This window comes from Lelliottia amnigena, from assembly GCF_019047465.1.
In the GTDB taxonomy this organism is placed as follows: Bacteria; Pseudomonadota; Gammaproteobacteria; order Enterobacterales; family Enterobacteriaceae; genus Enterobacter; species Enterobacter amnigenus.
This window is the reverse complement of the sequence record NZ_CP077236.1, coordinates 4,133,379-4,157,267: the sequence shown is the minus strand read 5'-3', so window position 1 is coordinate 4,157,267 and position 23,889 is coordinate 4,133,379. Positions and strand designations below refer to the sequence as shown.

Below are 23,889 nucleotides of genomic sequence, written 5' to 3'. Positions count from 1 at the left end.
TTTTACAAAGAAAAATAGGGTAAGTGCAAGGGTTAAGAAAAGCACAGACTGGAAAGAGCAAATTGAATGGGGGCCCTTGTCGTATATTAAGAATTTCAACTACATCCTTGTATAATTAATTGGCTTGGAATGTCCGGTTAAATTACATTGTATAAGCCATGTTCATCTATCGCTTTCGACATGATTGTATTTGCTGCCTCAATGTCAAGATCACTTGTTTCAGAAATTAAGAAATATGAGTCAACCTTATTTTGAAGAAAGACTTTCTTATGTTTCATAATCCATTGTAATTTGCTTGTGGTAAATAACACTTTTTGTGGCAATAATATGCGACTTAAAACTGAAGGTAAATACTCAATTTTATTAAACTGAATAAATGGATCTCCGAAAGAAAATATTGTCAACTGGCTTAAACTCCCATGCAAATTCATTTTTTCAGCAGATTTAGCGATTCCGCTTGGTAAAAAAACTCCCGTTCTAATACCTTTTTTTAATGCAGTGAGCGCCATTTTTTTGTCGAATGCGCTTCCGCCAAAAAGCAATGAATATCCTTTGTTAGCAGAAATTTCAATAGTATTGAGAATAACTTGTTTCTCTAAATCAGTAGGCGATGTGCTTGAAATTATCGAAAGATCAAAATCTGTAAATAGCTGCCCAGTAAAAAATAGTGTTTTATTTGAGATGGTGGCAAGTTTTTCTGGGAAATGTTTTTCATCTTTTCTAATTTCGGATACGTTTAAGTCTCTTAATGTTGGATAGCTTTGGGATGGAAGAATTTTATCTCGTTTAGTAGTTTTTGAAGATTGGGGGCTGAAGACTAAAATTTCATTCACATTCTCAGAAAGAGAATCCTCAATCATTTTCTTTACTACTTCCCAATCAAGTCCACCGTGACCACAACCGAGAGCCGGAAGAGTGATGACTTTTCCTTGGTTGCTTTTTAAATAATTGGAAAGCCAAAGTAGACCTTTTTCAATATATTCGTATTTAGATTTATTTCTCCAATGGTCCTTTGTAGGGAAGTTGATGATTTCAATTTCCTTACCATTTGTGTCAGTACTTCTCCAGACTGCTGGCTTACCTGGAGATATTTCTCCTTTTTTACACTGTATTACGTACTCACTAAACATTTCGGGGTATTTATTTTTAAAGGCAAATGCAACCCCAGCTCCCATAACACCAACACAGTTAACTGTATTGATTCTTATGTCAGCTTGAAAATCAAAAAAATCACCATCAACGAATCTAATCATATTGTCTCCTCGAGATGATTATACATCCTTGCTCTTAATTCTTCAATTTGAACTTTGTGACAATCTACCCGTCCTGGAAAAATTGAATTGATATCGCATTTTGCAATTAGTATTAACATATCTACGTCAGATTTGATTTTTATAATATTTTTCATCTGGTCTTCATTTCTTCCACAGAAAATAATGTCGCCAACTAGATCATCGTAAACCACTAACGTCACGATTTGCCGAATTTCCTTATTCGATAACCCACCTATTTCATTACATAAAATTCTTTTAAGCATAGGGAGTGATTTAATAGGATGAGTATCGTCTACTTTTTGTATTTGATTTGGCCATCTAGTTTTTGGACCTTTGCCAATATCATGGAAATATGCAGCTAATGTTATAACCTGTCGTTCTCTTTCTGATAGGATTTCATATTCATGCTCCATTTTTAGTAAGCTTACAACACTTCTGGTGTGAGTCCCGACATCTTCCCGGTGAACAGTATTGTCAGTTTCGAGTCCATTTATATCGGATAGCTCTTTTATACAGTCAAAATCATGATTGATTGCGTTTAAAGCATCGTTTAGATTTTCGTAAGAAGGGTGTGAAGGTTTATTTTCTTTTATGAATTTGATAGTGCTTTGAGTTTCTTTTAAAAGAATTATCGGACCAGAAACGATATTTATTTTTCCAGCTACGTTCAAATCATGGAAATAATGGTCATCAAATGATCGCCAGTCATCACGAACCTCTAAATGGTGAAGCCCATTATTAGTCAATAGGTTACTTACACACTGTTTGATTTCAGCATCCCAAACGACGATATATGAAATGTCACTTATTAAAACTCTATTGTGGATAAGCAACTCTGCCATTTTTTGCTGTTTTAAAGAATCTGGTTTTGGAACCCAAATTTGTCTAGTAATTATATCCCAGTTTAACTCTTTTAAATCAGCGGGATCGGAATAAAAGTCCGGCGGTGTTAGAGTATTTGCGGAAAAACTTGTAAAAACAACGGAACTTTTTTCAACAACCTCTATTGGTACAGCAAGATAAATTATTCCTTCCTGATCAATATTCTTGTTTTTGATGACGTTAAGAAGCATTGGAGATCTTTTTGTAAAATAAAAAGGTACATAATCATGCACGACACCACCAGGGCCGCAAGGAACTCTCATTTCGCTGCGGCGATGTTGAATATCATTGTTTGCTATATTTTCATGAGCAAGATTTTGTTTTTCTTTATTATTTGTGCTGAGCAAGCCATGCTTTATAATTTGTTCTAAATTCGTAAAATATGTAAAGTGGTAAACATATTTACCCGAGAATCTTGTGTCCATTATCCACATGCTCCTTAATGTATGGTGAGTTAATTACATATTACACGGTAATTTTTGGTGAGTTAGATACATCAAATTTTGATTTTTTAGATTACTTCAAACTAAACAACACGGTTGAATACCAATATACATTTTGTGTAATCTTTTGCAATTAGCATATAAAGAAAATTGTGACTTCCGTATCAGGTTCAGAAAGAATATTTTGTACGCCCCTAACCTTAAATGGTTAACTTAGTTTGATTCATGGTGCAAATGATCTTCATCAGCTTCGCGCACGCAATGATTGGCTACATCAAAGAATCTCATTTTGCTTGACTGATCATTCAGCATTTATAGCTGGATTAACATTTCATGCGGTTAAGCCGCTTATCAAAAACTTTCAATATTGAACTGTATAAACGCACAGTAATAGTGCGCGAAGGGAAAAATGAAAATTGAGTTAACCATTGATCGCATTAAGAAACTTCCTGATGGAGCAATACCCGCTTTAGAGGCGGAGCTACTACGTCGTCTCAGTAAGGATTTTTTCAGATTGCACGCTGACCATCAAACGCGCCAGCAGTGATGGCCTTACCGTTTTTGGAGGTGATAAAAAAGTAGTTGAAGATATTCTTCAGAAAACGTAGGAAAGCGCCGACGAGTGGTTTTATTGATCGCGTGAATTTTATAGGGGCAGTTTCGAAGAGTCTCGCTGTTTGCGTTAGCTTGACTGCCCTTAATAACTATTAACGGCATCAATATGTCGCTCTCGGGGAAATAGTGAGTAGTTCCGATACCTTAACAGCAGATGACCAATGGTACGACGTGGTCAGAAGGGCAGATAATACAGTTATCTACAGCTTCCCGGGAGACGGAAGATATCTGGTTTATCGCGTAAATGGATTGGTTTCAATGCGTCCAATACTTGAGGACGAGGAAATCTTTACCCTGAATGGGTTTATGCAGTTTGCTACACGTCTTGGCTATCGACTCATCCCGCCGTCTGATATTATTCACTCATAGGCCTGAACAACCTATACCTGATGCGCCACGGAGAGAACCATGGCGCACGAATTACAACTCATCAAGCATCACTCAGGAATTCTGATCCCGGCGACGCCCGAGACCAGCGATATCCTGCAATCAAAAATCAGACTCGGCGACGTATTGGTTGCTGAGTTCACGCGGGTTCGCAACCCGGCATTTCACAGGCGCTTCTTCGCACTCCTTAACCTTGGCTTTGAATACTGGGAACCAACCGGCGGGGCGATCTCGTCCAACGAGCGCAGGTTGATCACCGGCTACGCCAAATTTCTCGCGTCATACGCCGGGAATGAAACGACGTTAATCGATGCCGCTGAACAGTATCTCGAGCAAATCGCAAGCCGGCGTGTCACGAACGGAATTAGCCTCTGTAAGTCGTTTGATGCGTACCGGTCCTGGGTAATCGTCGAAGCAGGGCATTTCGACACCATTCAACTGCCTGACGGCACGCTCCGCAAGCATCCCCGCAGCATATCCTTCGCCAACATGGACGAAGTCGAGTTCCAGCAGCTCTACAAAGCAGCACTCGATGTCCTTTGGCGCTGGATTCTGTCGCGCTCTTTCCGCAGTCAAAGCGAAGTCGAGAACATCGCCGCGCAGCTGCTTGGCTTCGCAGGGTGATGGGGATGAAATTTACATGGTTCCATCACACCCAGTGCAGCACAGAGCAAGCAGATGAACTGCTGGCTCAATACCAGCGACGCGGCGTGCGCGTTGAACGTAGCCTCAACCCCGATTACATCACCTGGACTGTTAGCGTCAGGTTGCCGGAAAGCAAAAATCCACCGCGCGCCGATCGCCGATGGCAGAGCCGGATGTGGGGGTGAGCGTGGCTAAGAGACCCCGTCGTAAGTGTACGAACAAAGATTGTCGCCAGTGGTTCCATCCTGTGCGTGACGGTCAGATCGTTTGCTCGTTTGACTGCGCCAGCGCGGTTGGAAAAGAACAAACTCAAAAGCTGAGAGAGGCCGTGCAGCGCAAGGAGCAAAAGCAACAGCGGGAAGTGGAGAAAGCAGGGCGCCAGCGCCAGGCGGAACGCCGACAAGCGGTGAAGCCAATCAGCTATTTCATCCGCCAGGCTCAGCAGGCATTCAACGAGTATATTCGGTACCGGGATCGCCATCTTCAGTGCATCAGTTGCGGTCGCCACCATGACGGCCAGTATCATGCTGGCCACTTCCGCACAACCGGCGCCAATCCCGAGTTGCGTTTCAACGAGGACAACTGCCATCGCCAGTGCGCCCCCTGCAACAATCATCTGTCAGGAAACCTAATCGCCTATCGACCCGCCCTGATTCGCAAAATAGGTCAGGCGCGTTTTGACGCCCTTATGGGTCCGCACGAACTACCGAAATGGAAACGCGAAGACTACGTCCGGAAACGAGATGAGTACCGCGCAAAACTCAAAAAGCTTAAACAGCAGGAGGCCGCATGAAACCCGAGCTGATTGAAACACTCCGGACACGCTGGCAGCGCCTGCGCATTTTCCGCCGGCTGGGTTCCGTGCTGGTGGACTACCGCATACTTCGTAATTTTATTCGCATATACCAGATGGCAGGAGCTGCAGTATGAATCTCGAAAACACTGTTAAGTATCACTTCGCAAAATCTACGCTGATTGGCGACTCACCGTGCGCAACTGCTTCGGACTCGCTAACAGGTACGGATATTATGGCCGCTATGGGTATGACGCAGGAACACGCAGCCATGGGGTACAGTGCTTTTCTCGGTAAAATGGGCATAAGCAATAATGACCGGGAGAGGGCGATCGAACTTCTGGCCCAATACGCGCTGACCAAATGCGACAAGGTAGCAGCGCTGCGTAAGCTGGATAACGGGATTAAGCCTCTGGTGATGCGGCAGTTGGCCATGTTTGCATTCGAGGATTACTCGCGCAGCGCTGCAAGCGTAAAGCCGTGTGAATGCTGCTCTGGCAAGGGTTTTATCGAGGCCGATGTGTTCACGATGAAATCGCACTACACCATGAGACTTCCCCAATTCGCCAAAGACCTTAGGCAATCCCCGAGCGATTTTGAAGTTAAGCGGCAGGTCAAAGAGGTAGCTCGTGTTATCTGCTCAGCCTGCAACGGTAAGAAACTCATTAGTTGCGCCTGCAACGATTGCCAGGGGCGCGGTAAGTCCGTCGATAAGAAAATGACTGAGAAGCAGGGCGTACCGGTTCTGGCGAACTGTAAGCGTTGTAACGGCAGGGGTTACGAACGGATTCCATCAACTCAGGCTCATGCAGCTATCTGCCAGATAACGGATGCAATCAGCCTGGACTCCTGGAAGAAGTCAGTTAAGCCATTCTACGACGAGCTGATCACGAAATTCGATATTGAAGAAGCATGGGCTGACGCGCAGCTTAAGCAGATAACAAAGTAGTGCGATATTTTATCGTAAGCTATTTACTTTTCCCGAAACTGTGTTAATTTTGGTCCAACGATGGGTTATTGCCTTCGTTTAAAGCCCTGCGGTTAACCTCGTGGGGCTTTTTTATGCCTTCGCAAAGAGTTCTTGCTGCCCTGGGCAACCAGAGTTATCTGTATGTCACGCAACTCAAAAAAGGTTAAAAGACATGCTAAATCAGAAGGATATGAATGAAACGGCAAGGGCAGTTTTCAACGAACTCAGCGAAAGGCCAGCTACGGCTGGGGAGATTGCACAGAATACCCATCTGACTCGAGAACGTTGCCAGTTGATACTTACGCAATTGGTGATGGCCGGGTTGCACGTCAACGCCAACTGCCCCGCGAACGGAACGACCAGCACCGGCGGCATGGGCGATGCTTCCGGCTCCCGACTTACTGACGCCGCTGAACGAGATTATTTCACCCTTAGAGAAAGAATCATCACAGTGACGAAGCAGGTTGGCTATCTGCAGGAATACATCAAAGAACAGTGCATAAAATAAAAATGAAGATAGGGCATTGAAATCGATAAGATTAATCCCAATTAAATTATTGCACATTCTCGTGCTCATTATCAGGGGTTAGCCATGAGCTACATTGTTTATCTTGAGAATTCCGGTGAGGCTTTTTTCACCATTGATGCCGATGAGGCAAAAGAAGAAGGCGGTCAGGTTTTGTTCTACAAAGATGGAACTGTTGTTTCACGCATCGACACGAGCGATGTTCGTACCTATTTGCCTAACGGCTAAAAATTTCTCGCCTAAATTAGGGCGAGTTACCATCTCAAAGGCCACCTGCGGGTGGCTTTTTTCATGTCTGCATCCAAAAAAACGGATAAAGAGGCCCTCAATGTCCGACATCTATCAAATCACGCTAACCACCAAAACAGGCGAAACCTTCGCGGGTAAGATGTCACGACGTCAGCCGTGGCTGGTGAACGGCTTTGTGCTGCTGACAACTGAGTCGGTTTAGACCAGCATTTCGCTCGGGCTTAGTTTGCTATGGTTAGCACGACTAAGCCGACCGTTAACTTGAGCTTTTCGAGATTCCGCTATTGGCGAACCTGACAATGCACACAACTGCCCGCAATTACTGACCCGCTGACCTACGAGGCCAGTCTGGAGTTAAACGCTCAACTCTACGCGGCGTTGGGGTAGGGCAATCTGGATAAAGCGGCTATCAGCAAATTTGAAAAAGTACGTTACAGCAACAGTTTGCTGCAATAGCTATTGCATATGTAAATGATTGTTTTTAAATAAATGATTTCGTTGTAATATTCAACATGAAATGGATAGTGTTTTATCTTAAGGAGTTGACAATTGTTCCGAAATTTAGCCGCTCCAGAAATGCTCTGCATAACGGATAACACACACCGTGAAGACTCTCTTTGCTACATAAGAGATATCATAGATTGTGTTCACACGAAGCGCTTGGCTGTGCATATCGATCTTTCTAACATAAAATATGCAAGTGCTGCAGCATCGGTGTTGCTTTTTGCTGTTTTGAATAGAGCGTATTTTGTCATCGGGCAAAGCTTGCGTGTTCGATTTTCGTTCCCTAAAAAGGAGACGAATCTCCAAGGACATCGTTGCATAGTCAGCACCGGGTTAGCGAGGGCATTGGTCGCAAATACCCATGAAAAACTGTATGCTTTAGTGCAACAGGAGAGATATTTTCAGTCCTCAGTAACACCTGAACTGGCACTATCAACCACTATGACAATGCTTCAAAAAGCAGCCGTTTTGGATGAAACTCAAGCGACATTACTCATGATGGGTATGAATGAGGCGATGTTAAACGTGAGAAACCATGCCTATGAGCATGACTATTATACAAATAGTACCCAGTTAATGGGCGGAAAGCGTTGGTGGCAATGCGCTTGGTTTGATCCCGAGCAAGATAGGGTTGTTTTCATCATATGTGATCTCGGCATGGGCATCGCTCAATCCTATCAGGGTGAAGAGATAGATTCTATTGCACAGTTTATACTTGAACAAAACCTAGTTTCTGAAGCTCTAACTAGTGGTAAGTCAAGATTTCGTGAGCCCAATAGAGGCAACGGTTCAGAGGATATCAAACGTCCTATTGCGCAGGGTACGACTAAGTATGAGAAGCTAATGGTGTTCTCCGGTGGAAGTTTGTACGAGATGGATTCAGACCTATCCGAGACACGAGCCAGAATTGAAACGCTGAGACCTAGAATTCCTGGCACTATCATACTTTGGGCACTGACTCCTAATAGAGGGTAGAGTTATGAAATTCATTAATGTAGCTAAAGATTTTTCTAAAACTCCGTTTGGACGATTCTCAACTGATGGTCCCAATAATGGTGAAAAATTCCGAAAAGAGCATCTCGTGTCAGCGTTTTCTACAAGTGATGCTGAACAAGTTATAGTAGATTTTGATGGTATCTCTTTAGTCATCGGTTCTTCTTTTTTTGAAGAGGCGTTCGGGGGATTGGTTCGTTTAGAAAACATGGATAAAGTTAACTTATTGAATCGTTTAGTTATTAAAGCAAGAACTCCAATTTATGAAATTCAAATTAGAAAATTTGTCAAGGCGGCAACGCCGCAACTTAAAGAAGCCTAAGCATCCACGTTAAATTTAGGAATTGAAATGAGTTTAAGTGATGTTCAAAGCTATGCTTGGATTATAAGTTTGAGTAGCTTAGGAGCAGTTTTCATTGGTTGGAAAGTGGTTTATCGTAATGCTAAAAAGATATCAACAAGAACTGAGAGTAAATCGATAACAGACCATCTAATAAAATTATGTAACGAAATCATTGATTTAAGCGTTTCATTTTGGATGAAGGAAGATGATGATGATCGAAAGGAATCACTAAAATTTTCTCTCGCGGTTAGCGCGAAATCTACTCAGATTGGCGATTTTTTCGAAATATTAGCCAATAGGGGTATCACAATTGATAGTGAATTTCTGGCTGATTTTACTTCAGCTGCTACTCTTGATTCCGAGAGAAAAAGTGGCTTTTCTGACGATGAAAGAGCAGAGAAATGTCAAGCCTGTGTAGATCATGGCATGAGTTTAATTTCGCATATATACAAGAAATTTGAAGTAAAATACCCTCCTCAAAAAGATCTTAAAATCAGTGAGATAGATTATTATCTTGAGCATTTTGAATCATACTGCCATGGCTGCTCCAAGCCATACATTGATAAGGGCATTGAAAACGGCAAGGCTGATAAAGTGCTCACAAATTGAAGGTCGAGATAATTTTCGATGCTATCCATTTTTGCTTTAGCAATTTGAGCAAACTTTAAGTGTTTCACACAATGAAGGGCGATCTCCGCCCTTTTCTCAACCGCGAGCGTCTCGACCTTGTTCGTCTTCTTGAACACGGTATCGCCAATACATTTCCGTTCTAACCCAAACAATATCTTCGCCGCTATCAACTCTAAACCTATTTATCACCTTCGTTGAAAGCGCTTGGTTGCCGTCCGCATTTTCTCTTAGATGTTGCTCATTTCCAAATTTGACCAAATAATCAACAACGTCCTGTTGGTACAAACAACCATCTTTTTGCAATGTAGAAAGCATCCATTTTGTAACATCAGCAACAGTTAATGCAGAGATTGATTGGGTTACGGCTTTGGGGTGAATTTGTCTAAGGATTCTTCAGGAAATAGTCCGCTATCTAACTTTTTGCCAGCGAACCATTGGCAACGATAGTTCCCGTTAAAAACTCCCGTGTTTGAATTTGTGATTTCTTTTTCAACAGTCATGGCGGGGCCGCCAGACCTTAAAACTACTTGATCCCCTTTTTTGAATTTTGCCACAGGGATTTGAGAAGGTGCTTTAGCCATCTTGATTCCTCATTGCTTTGGCGATTTGCCAATGAATAGATGGTGACATTCGATGTTGTTATCAAGAGTAAGGTTTTGATGGACATCACAAATTAGAAGGAAAAACCCATGGCAAAACCGGACTGGGGCGAGCTTCAGCAACGATTCCTGTCCGAGCATGCCGCAACCGGCGTATCACCGAAGGAATGGTGTGAGGCGCAGGGACTGAACTACGCTACTGCCCGTCGATATATAAAAAAACCTGCTGCGCAAAGTGCGCAAACACCTGCGCAGAAACAAATGCGCACTGCGCAGAAACAAATGCGCACTGCGCAGAAACAAATAAGCGCAGAAGAGCTGCTGGACATAAAACTCAGTTCGAAGGTAAAGCGCTTCATTGCTGAGTACCTTAAGGACAACAACGCCACCGCTGCCGCTGCACGTGCTGGTTACAGCGACCCAAACTACGGTCGTCAGCTCATAGCGAATCCTAACGTTGCGCAGGCTATTGCGCAGCAGCAAAAGGCCTCCATTGCGCGCACGCTCGGCAGTGCCGACGAGGTTCTCGCGCAGATGTGGCAGCTCGCCACCTTCGATGCAAACCAGCTATCACAATACCGCCGCGGCGCATGCCGTTATTGCTGGGGCTTCGGTTACCACTACCAGTGGCGCGATGCAGTTGAGTTTGAAGAGAAGCGGCTTGAATCTACAGACCGCGATAAACCGGAGCCAGTCGATGTGGGCGGTTATGGCTATGACCATAATCGAGAGCCAAACTCAGCCTGCCCGCGATGTAACGGCGATGGCATTGGCCAGCCTTACTTCCCTGATACGCGCAAACTCCCGGCGGTTTCCCGGCTCGCATACTCCGGCGTGAAGGTTGGCAAGAACGGCGTTGAAATCACTGCCATCAGCCGTGAGCGCATGTTTGAAGCGGTGATGAAGCGGCTTGGCCTAGCGGGTAGCGAGTTCGCGCAGCGCCTGCAGCAGATTGAAATCGACCGCCGGCTACTGGAGATTGAGAAACTCCGCAAAGAGCTGGCCGGTGACGGTGAGGACGAAGAACCAACCCCAGTGCAGATCAACATTAACGTAGTGGACGCGAGGGCAGACGATGGGGATCAGCCCGACACTTAACATTCCTCAGGCGCGCTTCCTCGCGATGCAGCACAAATTCAAAGCCTACGTTGCCGGGTTCGGTTCCGGTAAGACATGGGTAGGTTGCGGTGGTATCTGCAAGGGAATGTGGGAGTTTCCGAAGATTAACCAAGGCTACTTCGCGCCGACGTACCCGCAGATACGCGACATCTTCTATCCCACCGTTGAGGAAGTGGCCCACGACTGGGGCCTGACCGTCAAAATCAACGAGGGAAACAAGGAAGTCCATTTCTACGAGGGGCGACGCTATCGCGGAACAACGATCTGCCGCTCGATGGAGAAACCCGGCTCAATAGTCGGCTTCAAAATCGGAAATGCGATGGTGGATGAGCTGGACGTCATGCCGGCGGCAAAAGCGCAGCAGGCATGGCGAAAAATCATCGCGCGTATGCGTTACAACGTTCCGGGTCTGCGAAACGGTATTGATGTCACCACAACACCGGAAGGCTTCAAGTTCGTCTATCAGCAATTCGTGAAAGCGGTGCGGGATAAGCCTGAACTGACAGCCCTGTACGGACTGATTCAGGCCAGCACGTTCGACAATGCGAAGAACCTCCCTGACGATTACATTCCGTCGTTGCTCAGCTCATACCCGGACGAGCTGATCCAGGCCTATCTGCGGGGCAAGTTCACGAACCTCAACAGCGGGACGATTTACCACACCTTCAACCGAAGGCTGAATAACTGCGCTGACGAGATTCAGGACAACGACCCGCTGTTTATTGGCATGGACTTCAACGTGGGGAAAATGGCCGCGATTGTTCATGTGAAACGCAACAGCCTGCCGCGCGCGGTTCGTGAGCTGGTGAAGGTCTACGACACGCCAGCAATGATTAAGCGCATTCAGGAGGAGTTCTGGCGCTACGAGGACGGTCGTTACGTGAAAAGCCGGGAGATTTATATCTATCCGGATGCCTCCGGCGACTCCCGCAAATCGCAGAACGCCAGCAAGACCGATATAGCTCAGCTTAACGACGCCGGATTCAGCGTCATTGTCGATGATGCCAACCCGCCGGTGAAGGACCGTATCAACTCGATGAACGCCATGTTCTGCAACGCTAACGGTGAACGCCGGTAAGGTGGCTGCAACTGGGCACGAACAAATACGGTTTTCCTGGTGCTGATATGCTGGAAGATAATGCGGGTAGCATGATACGAACTGCGCGCAATATTGGCATCCAGAGCGGTTATCTCGATGTGTTTGACAGTGCTGGCAACCTTATCTGGAGCGCTGCTTCAGCCTCGAAGATGCCAAGAGTCGTTGGTTTTTTTGACGTGCCAGCGAACTATGACCTGCAGAACAATACCTTTTCAGTGAGTCTCAGCTTCACTCCCTGGATTCTGGTAAACAACTGCCCGGGAAACCTCAGCGATGATGGTACGGTTGTCGGGTATTCAGGTGTGGTGCTCAAATGGACTGGCTCTCAGCTGCAGGGCAGATATATTTCAAAAAATCAGCGCAGCTGGAGCCAGACGTTTCAGGGGCGTGGGTTAAGAATCCCCATCGCTCAGTTTGTGGGTATTTGATGCTGGAGGGACGCGAGGGTAATGAGTTGCAATCATATTTTGCTTCACGCCCTTTGCTGAATTAAAACGATAAACAATATCGAGCATATCCGTTTTTTTATAGCAAATATTAGGCAGTCGTTTATTTACATGGCGGCTAAATAGTCCATTGCTGCTGTCTGAAATAACTTCCATTTCTCTGGTGGCACAGTCGATATTTACGTGGATATCACCCCCTAGGGATAAACGAGCGGCATCAACCGGATAATCCATCTGGAATGCGTAATCTGTCTGTTTGTCTGTACATCCAGCCAGCAGCAAAAGCACTGCAGCAAATAAAAGCTTCATCTCAACATTCCTGTAAGTGCGGGGATTTCCATTTTATTAGGGTTTAAAAATTAGTCAGATTGATATGAGCGATCAATTTTACTTTATTGATCGCTTTTAACGATCGTTATTATCGTGAGGTAGTTCATGCTTTATAACAGTGGCAATATCGCAATTAACGGAAATACCGTAACCGGCACTGGCACAAACTGGACGGCACCCGCTAGCCAGGTTCGCGCTGGCCAGACGATTATCGTCATGTCTAACCCGGTACAGATGTTTCAGATCATCACCGTTAACAGCGCAACATCACTCACTGTTACACCCGCGGCGTCACCGGCGCTGACCGGTCAGAAATATGGCATCCTCGTTACAGATGGCCTTTCAGTCGATGGACTGGCACAAAGCATTTCGCAACTGATCAACGAATACGATGAGAATATTGGTGCGTGGGAGAGTTTTGCCAGCACGACCGCGAATCAAAACGTGACCGTGACGATTAACGGTGTGAGCGTAACGATTCCCGCTATCGGTAAATTTCTGCAAAAAGGGTCGAATGGGGCACTCCCGATTAACCAAGGTGGTACTGGCGCAACGACCAAAGAAGACGCTCGCACAAACCTCGGTTTGGGAGACAGCGCGACGAAGACCGTCGGAACCGCTACAGGGAACGTTATGCAAGTGGGGGCTTTCGGTTTAGGCTCTCTTCAGCAAAACAAGCCAAATGATGCAAGTGCATCGTTTATCAGTGATGCCGATGGTAATACTGTCTGGGCTCCCGCAAATGGTTGTGGTTACCAAAGCTCTTACACTATGCAGCGAATTGCTCAAATGTGGGTAACGTCTAACGGTGCGGGTTACAGCCGTTTTTTAACAAATACTAATCCTCAGACGCCGAAAACAGATGTGCCTTGGACAGTTTTTCAGGCGGCGGGAACTTCTGACATCAACTTCAAAAAGGTGACAGGGGAACTTGATTTAAACGAGTCTCTATCCAACATAGAGACAATGGATTTCAAAACCTTCTATTACCTTGCTGATGAGGATAAAACGGTTCGCCGAGGAGTCATTGCTCAGGAGCTCGAAAAAGTAGATCCCCAGTATGTTCATTCATCTGAAGAATCAGGGAAAATGACACTCGACCTTAATCCATTGGTACTCGATGCGCTTGCTGCGATTAAAGCACTGGCAATCCGTGTTCGCGAGTTAGAAGCAAACGCTACCACGACGGAGGCTGAATCATTTTTTGGTTAAAGTTTGAATCGTCAGGCATCTCGACCCTTATGGAAACAAACTGATCCGGCGGTATATCGATCGGGTCACCGTCGCTTATACCTTGCAGTTCGTTTCTGGCGAATTTAGGTGCAGCTGGATATGTGCGATGGAAAGTTTTTACCAACACAGAGCCATCGGCATTTACCTCATAGTCTAACCAGATGAGAGGTTGCTTATTGCGGTCAGTAGGTATTTCAAAACCACCATCTATACCGCCCCACGCAGCGTCTGCATTCATCCCCATACAACCTTCGATTAGGTACAGACCAACTGCTAGACGCGAAGCAGTGCAGCCGTCCGATTCATCGTTTACCACGTAACTGCCATCATGGCTTATTTGAACAACTGGAGAGGCAGCTTTAAGTGTTCCGTCGCTGGTTCTAGTAGTGTTAGCTGTAGAATACAGTTCTGACCAGACACCACCCTGATAATTGCCGTAGGTACGAATAAAACCACGGGCCTTCCCACCCGCAGTCATTGCCAGATCGGAACCGTATGATCCCTGGGGAATATGAAGTACTGTTACCCCAGTTGTGCCGGCTGGGTTGTAATCGGCTGCACCCTGTATTGAAAGTAAGGATGAAACCGAATTCCCAGTCGAATCCATATACTGAGTATTTTGAACTCCCAGCCCGAAAGCCCCCACTTGCATAACGTTCCCTGTAGCGGTTCCGACGGTCTTCGTCGCGCTGTCTCCCAAACCGACGTTTTATATAATCATTTTTAGCCGTGTAGCTGATAATCAATCCTCATTTTTCGATGATTAAAGGCGATTGAAAAACATGCTAATTGGCTATGTAAGGGTGTCAACTAATGACCAAAATACCGATCTGCAGCGGCAGGCACTTGAACGGGCAGGATGCGACCAGATATTCGAAGAAAAAATGAGCGGGACGGTGGCTAATCGCCCAGTAATAAAAAAGCTGCTTCGGACGTTAAACGAGGGCGATACACTGGTGGTCTGGAAGCTGGATCGACTGGGCCGAAGTATGTGGAATCTTGTACTTTTGGTAGACGAATTGCGGCAGCGCGGAATTCATTTCCGTAGCCTCACTGACAGCATCGACACTTCCAGCCCGATGGGCCGATTCATATTTCACATCATGTCAGCACTGGCGGAAATGGAAAGAGAGTTGATTGTTGAACGCACCCGGGCAGGATTAGCAGCAGCGCGCGAAAATGGGCGGATAGGTGGCAGGCGTCCAAAACTCTCCCCGGAGCAATGGGCACAAGCTGGACGACTCGTTGCTAACGGCATCGACCGTAAGCAAGTCGCTTTAATTTACGACGTAGCGGTCTGCACACTGTACAAAAAATTCCCGGCAGGAAAGCCGGATGGCGCCGAACTTTAGGCGGGCGGAAAAATTTACAAAAACATATTTGTCGATGCAAGAGAAGGTTACGAGCAAACAGCTTAAGCATTAATCAGCCGGCTTCACAGTGCACCTTGATCAGAATTTTCCATTCAACTACTGTATATAAAAACAGTATCGAGGCGTGCATTATGAAGTTGTACAGACCAGCAGAGTTACGTGAAGTCATTGCCATCCCGCTTTTCAGCGACTTAGTGCAATGTGGGTTTCCCAGCCCGGCAGCGGATTATGTCGAGCAGCGTATCGATCTCAATGAATTAATGATCCAACACCCAAGTTCAACCTACTTCCTGAAGGCTGCCGGGGACTCTATGATCGATGCAGGAATTGGTGATGGTGATCTGCTGGTGGTTGACAGTTCCATTACAGCAGATCATGGAGATATCGTGATCGCCGCAGTGGAAGGGGAGTTCACGGTTAAGTGTCTGCAGTTGCGGCCGCGGGTTCAATTAAATCCAATGAATGGCGCATATAGTCCGATCATTATCGGAAGCGAAGACTCTCTCGACGTGTTCGGTGTTGTGACGTTCATCGTAAAATCGGCGAGTTGAAGTATGTTCGCGCTCTGTGATGTGAATTCCTTCTATGCATCATGTGAAACGGTATTTAGACCGGATCTGAGAGGTCGGCCAGTTGTCGTTCTCTCGAATAATGATGGCTGCGTGATAGCCCGCAGTGCTGAGGCCAAAGCGGCAGGAATAACGATGGGGGAACCTTTCTTCAAGCAAAAGGAGTTATTCCGGCGTGCTGGCGTGGTTTGCTTCAGCAGCAATTACGAGCTTTACGCTGATATGTCGAACAGGGTAATGACGACGCTTGAGGAAATGAGCCCCCGCGTCGAAATTTACAGTATCGACGAAGCTTTTTGCGACCTGACAGGTGTTCGCAACTGCCGTGACCTGTCGGAGTTCGGCAAGGAGATTCGCGCTACGGTTCTGAAGCGTACGCACCTGACTGTCGGGGTTGGTATCGCGCAGACGAAAACCCTCGCCAAGCTAGCAAACCACGCCGCCAAGAAATGGCAGAGGCAGACTGGTGGGGTGGTTGATTTGTCCAATATCGATCGGCAACGTCGGTTATTGGCTATTGTGCCTGTTGAGGATGTATGGGGCGTTGGTAGGCGCATCAGTAAGAAGCTGAACGCCATGGGCATCAAAACGGCTCTGGACCTCTCTGAGCAGAGTACATGGATTATTCGAAAGCACTTTAATGTCGTCCTGGAGCGAACTGTCCGAGAACTGCGCGGCGAACCATGTCTGGATCTGGAGGAGTTTGCCCCAGCAAAGCAGGAAATTGTCTGCAGCAGGTCGTTCGGTGAACGCGTTACCGAATACGAACAGATGCGGCAGGCTATTTGCAGCTATGCGGCGCGTGGTGCTGAAAAGCTTCGCGGCGAACACCAGTATTGCCGTTTTATCTCTGCATTCGTGAAGACGTCACCTTTTGCCCTGAACGAGCCTTATTACGGTAACAGCGCTTCAGTGAAGCTTCTCACCCCCACTCAGGATTCCCGCGACATCATCAACGCCGCGGTAAAGTGCCTGGACAAAATCTGGAAGGATGGTCACCGATACCAGAAGGCAGGAATCATGCTTGGGGACTTCTTCAGCCAGGGCGTGGCTCAGCTCAACTTGTTCGATGAAAACGCGCCGCGGGCCGGTAGTGATAAACTGATGGAAGTTCTGGATCAACTCAATGCCAGAGACGGCAGAGGAACATTGTATTTCGCAGGGCAGGGCATTCAGCAGCAATGGCAGATGAAGAGGGAGATGCTTTCGCCGCGGTACACTACTAGGTTTTCAGATCTTGTTAAGGTTAGATAAAATATTTTGAATGTCTTAGTCCGCGATGTATCTGTAGGAGATTTTTTACTATTTAGTGATATATTCCACATTCGAAAGTAACTTATGTAAAGTGAGTAAATTTAGGGGTTATGTTAATGGCACGAAGCTATCCCACTGATTGGGCAAAATTTTGCGATATTGAAGAGAAGCACAAAGGTTTCACTTATTACAAATTAAATTCCAAAGCGAAAGTTGGTGACGTAAGCAGATTTGCTGCGAGATATGCCTTGGCAAAGGATTTTAAGAACATATCTGTTGATAATTCCACTGCGGATACAACGCTTGGTTACGAAGCATTGATGAAAGCTTTACTTGCTTGGAGTGTATCAGAAGCATACTACAAACTGTTGTCAGTAAATGTCGGAAAATATAAATATTTAACTTTCACTAATTCGGAAATAACAAAAATAAAATCTTCTCTTAATGCGACTGGTAGTGATTTAAATACATTCTTTAATTTTGTAAAGGTTCGTTGTGAAAAAAAACTCAGGCGTAGCATAAACAAATTCTTGGCGGGTGGAGATTGTGAGCCGTTGGTTCTCTTAGCCACTGTTCGCCATGTTTTTAGTCATGGTGATCTGAGTGCTAATGTTGAAGGTGTAAAACCAAAATCAGTCAATACAATTGTAGAAGTTTTAAAAAATACAATTTTAGAGAAAATTGATGCTGAGTTTACGTTGTTAGTGAAGAGGCATCCAAATTATTGATGGCGTTTTTAGGTGCGTCAAATTATATTTTTAAATGCTTAATCCACGCCGCTATATATTGAAGTGTGGCGGCAGTTAGGTTTATTTAACAGTAAAGAGGGCAGTTTTCCTAATTGCTAGGTTACAGCGTATAGAAAGAGAAATAATTATGTATAATTCAAAAAGATTCAGAACAATAAACATTGAATCAATACTGCTATTTCCGCTTATCACGGCCGTAAGGGGATTTTTTCTTCATTGGAATACCTCGATTAGTTCCGGGCCTTGATTTTTCACATTACCCACGGCGCGAGTCACGGCGTGCCAGATAAATTTGTCGGCAGGCACTGCTCCACATGCAACAATCTCTTCAACTTCCTTCCCGCCTACATCCTGGCGCATCCACTCCCTTGCCGCTTCCGGTGTAAGCACAAGTGGCCGCCGATCATGAATATCGACCAGACCTTTATCAGCAGCAGAAGTCACTATCAAAAAACCTTCCGCTTCGTCACCACGCTCGAATGGCGTGCTGCCGATCGCTGCCATAAATATTGGCTGACCGTCGGCGCGGTGAATGAAGTAGGGCTGTTTCTTGTCACCTTCCTTCTTCCATTCGAACCATCCATCCGCAAAGCAGATCGCCCGACCGTGTTGCCACAACGGCTTAAACATTCTGCTGGTGGCCGCCGTCTCGACGCGCGCGTTAATCAGTGGGGCTTTATCCCACCAACCGGGAGCGTATGACCACAGGACCGGATCAAGGTGCAACTGCTCGTCGCGTTCGCTCAACAAAAGGACTTTGGTACCGGGTGCCACATTGTAGCGTCCGATCGGTTCCGGGTCATATGCGATGTCGCGATCGCCTTCATCGGCCAGGTAAGCCAGATATTCTTCACGCGTTTGAGCTTGTGCAAAACGTCCACACATAGAAACCTCAAGCCAGATGTCAGACTGAAAGTATAGGGCAGAGAGAAAAGAGGTACGCACTGGGTAAAGTTAGGGGCAAATTTAGGGGCAAAACTGCGGAATAGGGGCAAAAAAAGGGCATTAAAAATGTAGTCCTGGGTAGCTTTAGGGTGAAATCGCTATACAATAACTAATTGAATTAATTGATAAAGAAAATGGTATCAATGAGTTGACAAAATCAGCGTAGCTTATTCAGGTTGTACTGCTCTTTTTTTGTAATTTCTTGATTCTGTGACATTTATTCTTTACTCAAATATCAAATGGGGCACCAGTGGGACAATCCATTTTAAGCGCAAGCTTTGGGTTAAGCATTGCCACCTGTTCACTATCCAGCGTTTCAATCCTTGTAGCATAGATTTCATACACCCTCTGCGCATTTTCGTGCCCCATCGGATTGGCAATATAAAGACGGGTTAGCGCCTGCGGATAACAACCAGCATGCGAAAGTGTGCCGTGTATGGTACGGATTGCGACGACGAATGCCAGCACGTTTTACAGCAGAGTTCCACAGTGCGCCAATACTGCTCAGTGAGTAGAAAGTTTTTGAGGGGAGATCCCCTTTCTCACAACCTTTTGAAACTGGTCTTACGTGATGAAACCAATGGCTAACCCTAAGCAGCGATAACCAGTCAGAATTAAGGAAGGCGGGCAGTTTCGTTTGTACTATATTCAAACGGCGGATAAGACGTGTTCAGTCTTTATGGCATAAAGTCATTGGGTATGAACCTGCTTAGCTTTTTGAGGTCCTATGAAATTTCCTGGTGTTCCGGAAAACGAGGAAGAGCGATTAAAATCCCTCTATCTGGCAGACCTTCTTGATAAAGGTGCGGATAAACGTTTTGATCGTTTAACCCGCATCGCAAAGAAAATTTTTCAGGTACCTGTTGTATTGATAAGCCTGCTTGATCGCGATCGCCAGTGGTTGCTGGCGTGTGAAGGATTAGGTATTCGTGAAACTCCGCGCAAAATCTCCTTTTGTGGTCATGTCATTTTATAGGAGGGCCCCTTTATTGTTAACGACGCCGTTAAGGATGAACGTTTTCATGATAACCCTCTGGTTATTGGTGAGCCTTACATACGTTTCTACGCCGGTTATCCTGTCCATCTGCCTGATGGACAGGTCGCTGGTGCGCTGTGTCTGATTAATACCAAACCACGTGGCTTTAACGACGATGATATTGCCTCACTCCGCGATTTAGCCTTTATTGTAGAGGATGAATTCAAGGTGATTGGCATGGCAATGACCGATAGCCTGACAGGCATATCTAATCGTCGTGGTTTTTTCACGACGGGCGAAAAAAGATTCCTGACTCTTGATAAAGAGAATGCGGCATTCAGCCTTATCTTTTTTGATCTTGATAAATTCAAACCTATCAACGATCTCTGGGGACACGCCGAAGGTGATGAGGTGTTGAAAGTATTCTCAGCGCTGTTGTACCAACATCTTGGTCGCGAAGATATTGCAGGGCGTATTGGAGGGGATGAATTCGCCGTTCTCATTACTCATCAGGCTCATGCTGATTCTTTTTTGCACGATCTGCGAAATAGTGTGAACGTGTACAACAAAGAGTCTGGTAAACCCTACAATATTAATTATTCCTATGGAATGTTGCACAGTGGTGGGGGCCGATATCCTTCACTTGGGGAGATGCTTAAAGAAAGCGACGAGGTGATGTACTCGGCAAAGCGACGAAAGGGGATATAAGCAGAGACGGGTCACCGCTTGCCTGGACACCTTCAGTAGCCTGGTGAGCTGCTTGACTGGATCTGGGCAATTTTATTCTCTCAATACTCATTTGCGACACACGCAGGCTTGACCGTCTTGAATGCATTTAATAACGCATTTATCAGCCTTTAACCTAAATTTCATCCAGGGATATTGATAGCTGAAGGCCATTGGTAAGAGTATTTAGCTGGTATTCAGGACTCATTAACTAATCGGATTTGTTCATAATTAAGAGTGGGCAAATTACAATTAATGGCTATCTTGTTGAAGTTTTTCTTTTTTTTTACTGTTCATAATTGTAAAACCAGAGCAGATAATATATCTGCCAAAATATAAAATTATTGATATTAAGTTTGTCTTAAGGTTTTTGTTGTAACATACTTGAATAACGTGTTTTGTAAGTTATAAAGAATATATCGGTAGCGCAAAGTCTCCACTATTTATCAATGGGTATCAGTCAACGCAGCGAACGATATCCTTAGCTTTTGGTATCGCTTGATAAAGTTAATCATCCTTAATGCAAATTACCCTGCCAGAAAAATCTGACAATATGTCCATTTTTCATTGGTCCAAGCCCTTTCACTATCAAGGGTTGATCACTGTGACATTCTGAGCAAAAACATGACATCGTTGAATCTTATTTAATCATTATAATGTTATGTGTTTTTTCTGTAAAAACAAGCCAGATAATCACTTAACTGTCATGCTGTAAATGATAATCCGGCGTTTTTTTGCTGTCGCCTACCATTTTTAACGTAACTATGGAAGGACCCATACGTATTTATTAAAGGTTATATTAATGTACTCCGCTTCTCTGTGTGTCAAAGAAATTCATTATCTCAATCTATCGTATCTTCTTCTTATTCAACGGATTTCCAATTGCGATGAACCTACCATCTTCTCTGGAATCGATGCGGAGTTGTCTCTAGTTCTCCAAAAGTTGTCCTTATCAAAGCTTGTTGCGTTGGCTGAAACAAATCAACTGCTGCTTACTCTCAGGCCAGAAAAAATAGTGCAAAAACTGGGCGTGCCAACAACGTAAATATCCTGTAAAAACATTCGGCTGATTTCAAGAAAGTGCCAGAAGAAATTCTAAGCAGAACATGAGAATTGCATTTCACTAAAGGAGAATAAGTTGGATTAATTAATACTTATATTTTTCCTGCCATTGAAAGAGTAAACATTGAACATCAAGAGGTTTGTTGTTTTTTTGTCCAGTTCATGGGCGGAAAACTGTATGTATTATCTTCTATTTTACAGGAAGCATATTGTAAAATGAATTTTAAGCTCATGTTTCAAAACGTTATTTAATTTAAGGCTCAACATTGTCTTTCAGGCGCCGATAACTACTATCAGAACAAAACTTGATGAGCTGAAATGTTCTATCTAACTGCCATGTTAAACAAGGTGAGCATTGTGTCTGTAAGACGTTTTTCTTTAATCGTATTAATATTTTTATTGGGTATTTTCCTCGTTAGTTCAGCTTCCAATCTTTGGTCACTAACACGGAGTAATGATTCCCTCGATCGGGTAAACAAGGAAATCCGAGTGGTTCTTTCGGTGATTGACCCTATCAATCACAGTAGAACATTGCGTGTGAAACTGTCTGAAGCAATGATTTATATGTCCCTTGGGGATAACGTAAAAGCGGAATCATCACTCAACAGTGCCTTGAGCGTGAGAGAGAAAGCAGTTGCCGCCTTCCAACACTATGAGTCGGCTACTCATATTGCAGGAGAAGACGCGTTGTCGGAGCCTTATAAAAAAGCCTGGACACGTTACCTTGATGAGGGCTTGACGCCTCTCATTGGCGCAGTAAAGGATAAAGATAACGCCCGTTTCAACCTACTGATGGCTACCACGGTGCCTTCTCTTGATCGTGAGTTCGAAATTACCCTGGATAAATTGCTTTCTTTCCGTGAAAGTTATGCAAAAAAACTTAATCAGGAGGCACAAAAAAGTTTCTTTAACAGCATCTTGAATATTACTGTTTTTGCATTGATTTTTACCGTGGTGATGATCACCATCTTTATTTTAATCAGGCGTCGTCTTCTTTCCCGACTTGATTCGGCAAAACAACATTGCCAGAAAATGGCCGCCGGAGAATTGCATCTTCCTCTCGATACGGGTTCAAAAGATGAAATTGGAGAAATGCTCGCTTCTCTGGAAGAAATGCGTCTTGCTCTTACCGGAATAATATCGCAGGTACGTCATTCAAGCCAAAGTGTGGCTTCTGCTTCCGAAGAGATTGCAGCAGGCAATACCGATCTTTCTGCAAGAACGGAGGCGCAGGCGGCCTCGCTTGGCGAGACAGCAGCCAGCATGGAAGAACTGACGTCAACGGTCAAACACACTTCTGACAATACCCGCCAGGCCGATAACCTTGCAGGAAATATGCGTAATGTTGCGCAAGAAGCCAATATTATTGTGGGTACAGCCGTATCCTCAATGAAAGAGATTAAAACGAGTTCTGAGAAAATAGGCTCAATTATTGGTCTCATTGAGGCTATAGCCTTCCAGACTAATATTCTGGCGCTCAACGCTGCCGTTGAAGCTGCGCGAGCAGGTGAGCAGGGGCGCGGCTTTGCTGTTGTAGCAAGTGAAGTACGAAACCTCGCTCAGCGGTCATCGACGGCAGCAAAAGAGATCAAAGAACTTATTGAGCTTTCTGGTAAACAAGTGTTAATTGGAAGTGAACGTGTTGAACAGACAGGTAAAAGTATGGAGAGGATTATTGGTTCAGTGAAACAAGTTTCAGAGCTGATGTCTGAGATTGCACTTTCAACCAATGAACAAAGCCGTGGAATCGAACAGATAAATCAGGCTGTTGCTCAGATGGATACTGTTACCCAGCAGAATGCCTCACTCGTTGAAGAAGCTTCAGCAGCGGCTAAATCGCTTCGGGATCAGTCTGAGGTGCTTAAAACCACGGTCTCTGTATTTAAGCTGGCCTGATATAAGTTCTCGGTTGCGTAAACTATCCCGAAAGACTCCACTTAACCGTAACCATAACTTCGGTTAAGTGGGGCATCTTCACCTTTTTCAAGCGGAGCACTGTTATTTGCTGCCCTAGATATGGACAGGCTATCAGCGCGATGGACGAAGAATGGACATGAAATGTGCGGCGGGGAAAACTATCAGCACCTTTACCATGACGGCGACGTTGCACTCCGTTTGCAGACGATATATCCCTTCTGCGTGTAAATTTGCGTTA

Annotated in this window: 26 protein-coding genes and 5 pseudogenes; 23 read left to right on the top strand and 8 right to left on the bottom strand. The window is 45.1% G+C overall.

Going from position 1 to position 23,889, the window contains the following annotated elements:
* Nucleotides 1-137: 137 nt before the first annotated feature.
* Entirely contained in the window at nt 138-1,253 is a 1,116-nt protein-coding gene (locus I6L74_RS19640; protein ID WP_059179068.1) for a macro domain-containing protein, read from the bottom strand.
* Nucleotides 1,250-2,581, bottom strand: a complete 1,332-nt coding sequence (gene darT, locus I6L74_RS19635) for a type II toxin-antitoxin system toxin DNA ADP-ribosyl transferase DarT (protein ID WP_197717736.1) — start codon at nt 2,579-2,581, stop codon at nt 1,250-1,252. The genes I6L74_RS19640 and darT overlap by 4 nt, the downstream gene beginning before the upstream one ends.
* Before the next feature lie 427 nt (nt 2,582-3,008).
* On the opposite strand from darT, the pseudogene I6L74_RS19630 reads away from it, so the two are divergent.
* The 12 genes and pseudogenes from I6L74_RS19630 to I6L74_RS19575 all read left to right on the top strand — a co-directional run bounded on the left by I6L74_RS19630 (nt 3,009) and on the right by I6L74_RS19575 (nt 9,233).
* A pseudogene (locus tag I6L74_RS19630) lies at nt 3,009-3,207 on the top strand (DinI-like family protein).
* Nucleotides 3,208-3,622: 415 nt separating this feature from the next.
* Entirely contained in the window at nt 3,623-4,225 is a 603-nt protein-coding gene (locus I6L74_RS19625; RefSeq protein WP_059179066.1) for a DUF1367 family protein, read from the top strand.
* Nucleotides 4,225-4,431 (top strand): hypothetical protein, encoded by a 207-nt coding sequence (locus I6L74_RS19620; RefSeq protein ID WP_072241846.1) that lies wholly within the window; start codon nt 4,225-4,227, stop codon nt 4,429-4,431. The genes I6L74_RS19625 and I6L74_RS19620 overlap by 1 nt, the downstream gene beginning before the upstream one ends.
* 2 nt (nt 4,432-4,433) lie before the next feature.
* Entirely contained in the window at nt 4,434-5,039 is a 606-nt protein-coding gene (locus I6L74_RS19615; RefSeq protein WP_059179144.1) for a recombination protein NinG, read from the top strand.
* Nucleotides 5,036-5,176, top strand: a complete 141-nt coding sequence (locus I6L74_RS19610; RefSeq protein ID WP_059179065.1) for a YlcG family protein — start codon at nt 5,036-5,038, stop codon at nt 5,174-5,176. Before I6L74_RS19615 ends, I6L74_RS19610 begins: the two co-directional genes overlap by 4 nt.
* Nucleotides 5,173-5,988 carry an antitermination protein gene (locus tag I6L74_RS19605; protein WP_059179064.1) on the top strand — a complete coding sequence of 272 codons (816 nt, stop codon included), beginning with the start codon at nt 5,173-5,175 and terminating at the stop codon, nt 5,986-5,988. Before I6L74_RS19610 ends, I6L74_RS19605 begins: the two co-directional genes overlap by 4 nt.
* A 340-nt stretch (nt 5,989-6,328) precedes the next feature.
* Nucleotides 6,329-6,517 (top strand): annotated as a pseudogene (locus I6L74_RS19595) (lysis protein); the annotation flags it as partial.
* 84 nt (nt 6,518-6,601) lie between these two features.
* The gene (locus I6L74_RS19590; RefSeq protein ID WP_156421717.1) at nt 6,602-6,763 is read left to right on the top strand and encodes a hypothetical protein; all 162 of its coding nucleotides are present in this window, start codon (nt 6,602-6,604) and stop codon (nt 6,761-6,763) included.
* Between the two features lie 100 nt (nt 6,764-6,863).
* Nucleotides 6,864-6,986, top strand: coding sequence for a hypothetical protein (locus I6L74_RS21585; RefSeq protein ID WP_255210204.1), 123 nt, complete (start codon nt 6,864-6,866; stop codon nt 6,984-6,986).
* Between the two features lie 347 nt (nt 6,987-7,333).
* A complete protein-coding gene (locus tag I6L74_RS19585) occupies nt 7,334-8,263 on the top strand; it encodes a hypothetical protein (RefSeq protein ID WP_128131052.1) in 930 nt (309 codons plus the stop codon).
* A gap of 4 nt (nt 8,264-8,267) precedes the next feature.
* Nucleotides 8,268-8,603: an STAS-like domain-containing protein gene (locus tag I6L74_RS19580; RefSeq protein WP_059179062.1), complete on the top strand. Its 336-nt coding sequence runs from the start codon at nt 8,268-8,270 to the stop codon at nt 8,601-8,603.
* 27 nt (nt 8,604-8,630) lie between these two features.
* Nucleotides 8,631-9,233 carry a hypothetical protein gene (locus I6L74_RS19575; RefSeq protein WP_059179061.1) on the top strand — a complete coding sequence of 201 codons (603 nt, stop codon included), beginning with the start codon at nt 8,631-8,633 and terminating at the stop codon, nt 9,231-9,233.
* Nucleotides 9,234-9,329: 96 nt separating this feature from the next.
* Here I6L74_RS19575 and I6L74_RS21730 read toward each other — a convergent pair whose 3' ends face one another.
* Together I6L74_RS21730 and I6L74_RS19570 are read right to left on the bottom strand one after the other, a co-directional pair.
* Nucleotides 9,330-9,605, bottom strand: coding sequence for a DUF6953 family protein (locus I6L74_RS21730; protein ID WP_436970143.1), 276 nt, complete (start codon nt 9,603-9,605; stop codon nt 9,330-9,332).
* A gap of 8 nt (nt 9,606-9,613) precedes the next feature.
* Nucleotides 9,614-9,835: a YodC family protein gene (locus I6L74_RS19570; RefSeq protein WP_059179060.1), complete on the bottom strand. Its 222-nt coding sequence runs from the start codon at nt 9,833-9,835 to the stop codon at nt 9,614-9,616.
* Nucleotides 9,836-9,943: 108 nt separating this feature from the next.
* On the opposite strand from I6L74_RS19570, the gene I6L74_RS19565 reads away from it, so the two are divergent.
* The 3 genes and pseudogenes from I6L74_RS19565 to I6L74_RS19555 all read left to right on the top strand — a co-directional run bounded on the left by I6L74_RS19565 (nt 9,944) and on the right by I6L74_RS19555 (nt 12,499).
* Nucleotides 9,944-10,951, top strand: a complete 1,008-nt coding sequence (locus I6L74_RS19565) for a terminase small subunit (protein ID WP_059179059.1) — start codon at nt 9,944-9,946, stop codon at nt 10,949-10,951.
* Nucleotides 10,929-12,047 (top strand): annotated as a pseudogene (locus I6L74_RS19560) (terminase large subunit domain-containing protein); the annotation flags it as partial. The gene I6L74_RS19565 and the pseudogene I6L74_RS19560, both read left to right, overlap by 23 nt.
* A 50-nt stretch (nt 12,048-12,097) precedes the next feature.
* Nucleotides 12,098-12,499 carry a DUF8377 family phage-derived protein gene (locus I6L74_RS19555; protein WP_243398836.1) on the top strand — a complete coding sequence of 134 codons (402 nt, stop codon included), beginning with the start codon at nt 12,098-12,100 and terminating at the stop codon, nt 12,497-12,499.
* On the opposite strand, the gene I6L74_RS19550 is transcribed toward I6L74_RS19555, so the two are convergent.
* Complete coding sequence (locus I6L74_RS19550; protein ID WP_059179058.1) at nt 12,464-12,826, bottom strand: hypothetical protein; 363 nt, start codon at nt 12,824-12,826, stop codon at nt 12,464-12,466. The two genes, I6L74_RS19555 and I6L74_RS19550, sit on opposite strands and share 36 nt — an antisense overlap.
* A gap of 126 nt (nt 12,827-12,952) precedes the next feature.
* Between I6L74_RS19550 and I6L74_RS21525 the strand changes: the two genes are divergently transcribed.
* Entirely contained in the window at nt 12,953-14,059 is a 1,107-nt protein-coding gene (locus tag I6L74_RS21525) for a tail fiber domain-containing protein (protein ID WP_174521008.1), read from the top strand.
* On the opposite strand, the gene I6L74_RS19535 is transcribed toward I6L74_RS21525, so the two are convergent.
* A complete protein-coding gene (locus I6L74_RS19535) occupies nt 14,025-14,732 on the bottom strand; it encodes a phage tail fiber protein (RefSeq protein WP_072241844.1) in 708 nt (235 codons plus the stop codon). The two genes, I6L74_RS21525 and I6L74_RS19535, sit on opposite strands and share 35 nt — an antisense overlap.
* Before the next feature lie 130 nt (nt 14,733-14,862).
* On the opposite strand from I6L74_RS19535, the gene I6L74_RS19530 reads away from it, so the two are divergent.
* From I6L74_RS19530 to I6L74_RS19515, 4 genes are all read left to right on the top strand, one after another.
* Nucleotides 14,863-15,432, top strand: coding sequence for a recombinase family protein (locus I6L74_RS19530; RefSeq protein ID WP_059179057.1), 570 nt, complete (start codon nt 14,863-14,865; stop codon nt 15,430-15,432).
* Nucleotides 15,433-15,584: 152 nt separating this feature from the next.
* Nucleotides 15,585-16,004, top strand: coding sequence for a translesion error-prone DNA polymerase V autoproteolytic subunit (locus I6L74_RS19525; RefSeq protein WP_059179056.1), 420 nt, complete (start codon nt 15,585-15,587; stop codon nt 16,002-16,004).
* Between the two features lie 3 nt (nt 16,005-16,007).
* Nucleotides 16,008-17,276, top strand: a complete 1,269-nt coding sequence (locus I6L74_RS19520; RefSeq protein ID WP_059179055.1) for a Y-family DNA polymerase — start codon at nt 16,008-16,010, stop codon at nt 17,274-17,276.
* A 116-nt stretch (nt 17,277-17,392) separates the two neighbouring features.
* Nucleotides 17,393-18,004, top strand: a complete 612-nt coding sequence (locus tag I6L74_RS19515) for a hypothetical protein (RefSeq protein ID WP_059179054.1) — start codon at nt 17,393-17,395, stop codon at nt 18,002-18,004.
* A gap of 234 nt (nt 18,005-18,238) precedes the next feature.
* Here I6L74_RS19515 and I6L74_RS19510 read toward each other — a convergent pair whose 3' ends face one another.
* Nucleotides 18,239-18,910, bottom strand: coding sequence for an SOS response-associated peptidase (locus I6L74_RS19510; protein ID WP_059179053.1), 672 nt, complete (start codon nt 18,908-18,910; stop codon nt 18,239-18,241).
* A 288-nt stretch (nt 18,911-19,198) separates the two neighbouring features.
* Nucleotides 19,199-19,493: pseudogene (locus tag I6L74_RS21520) on the bottom strand (tyrosine-type recombinase/integrase); the annotation flags it as partial.
* 204 nt (nt 19,494-19,697) lie between these two features.
* Between I6L74_RS21520 and I6L74_RS19505 the strand changes: the two are divergent.
* From I6L74_RS19505 to I6L74_RS19495, 3 genes and pseudogenes are all read left to right on the top strand, one after another.
* A pseudogene (locus I6L74_RS19505) lies at nt 19,698-20,654 on the top strand (sensor domain-containing diguanylate cyclase).
* A gap of 820 nt (nt 20,655-21,474) precedes the next feature.
* Complete coding sequence (locus I6L74_RS21655) at nt 21,475-21,717, top strand: flagellar transcriptional regulator FlhD (RefSeq protein WP_059179052.1); 243 nt, start codon at nt 21,475-21,477, stop codon at nt 21,715-21,717.
* Between the two features lie 374 nt (nt 21,718-22,091).
* Nucleotides 22,092-23,630: a methyl-accepting chemotaxis protein gene (locus tag I6L74_RS19495; RefSeq protein ID WP_059179142.1), complete on the top strand. Its 1,539-nt coding sequence runs from the start codon at nt 22,092-22,094 to the stop codon at nt 23,628-23,630.
* Nucleotides 23,631-23,889 lie beyond the last annotated feature (259 nt).